At 57.4% G+C, this 1074-nt stretch carries 1 rRNA gene; it reads left to right on the forward strand.

The features are described 5' to 3' along the window. Positions 1 to 1025: ribosomal RNA gene (locus HNP84_RS50890) — 23S ribosomal RNA — on the forward strand; the annotation flags it as partial. Positions 1026 to 1074: the final 49 nt, after the last annotated feature.

The raw sequence follows: 1074 nt of genomic DNA on the forward strand, positions 1-1074 counted from the left end.
GGCGAAGGTGAGAACTTAAGCGCCGGTAAACGGCGGTGGTAACTATAACCATCCTAAGGTAGCGAAATTCCTTGTCGGGTAAGTTCCGACCTGCACGAATGGCGTAACGACTTCCCCGCTGTCTCAACCGCAGACCCGGTGAAATTGCACTACGAGTAAAGATGCTCGTTTCGCGCAGCAGGACGGAAAGACCCCGGGACCTTCACTACAGCTTGACATTGGTGTTTGGGGCGGCTTGTGTAGGATAGGTGGGAGACTGTGAAGCCGGCACGCTAGTGCGGGTGGAGTCGTTGGTGAAATACCACTCTGGTCGTTTTGGATGTCTAACTCGGGTCCGTTATCCGGATCGGGGACAGTGTCTGGTGGGTAGTTTAACTGGGGCGGTTGCCTCCTAAAGGGTAACGGAGGCGCCCAAAGGTTCCCTCAGCCTGGTTGGCAATCAGGTGTCGAGTGTAAGTGCACAAGGGGGCTTGACTGTGAGACCGACGGGTCGAGCAGGAGCGAAAGCTGGGACTAGTGATCCGGCACCACCGTGTGGATGGGGTGTCGCTCAACGGCTAAAAGGTACCCCGGGGATAACAGGCTGATCTTCCCCAAGAGTCCATATCGACGGGATGGTTTGGCACCTCGATGTCGGCTCGTCGCATCCTGGGGCTGGAGTAGGTCCCAAGGGTTGGGCTGTTCGCCCATTAAAGCGGTACGCGAGCTGGGTTTAGAACGTCGCGAGACAGTTCGGTCCCTATCCGCTGCGCGCGTAGGAGACTTGAAGGGGGCTGTCCCTAGTACGAGAGGACCGGGACGGACGAACCTCTGGTGTGCCAGTTGTATCGCCAGGTGCATGGCTGGTTGGCTACGTTCGGAAGGGATAACCGCTGAAAGCATCTAAGCGGGAAGCTCGCCTTGAGATGAGGTCTCCCACCCGTGAGGGGTAAGGCTCCCGGTTGATGATCGGGTTGATAGGCCGGAGGTGGAAGCGCGGTAACGTGTGGAGCTGACCGGTACTAATAGGCCGAGGACTTGACCACAAAGCAGTTTTGCTCGCGTCCACTATGTGATTCTGAGACAGCAACCAGG

Origin of the sequence: Thermocatellispora tengchongensis, assembly GCF_014202315.1 — a bacterium.
GTDB classification, from domain to species: Bacteria; Actinomycetota; Actinomycetes; order Streptosporangiales; family Streptosporangiaceae; genus Thermocatellispora; species Thermocatellispora tengchongensis.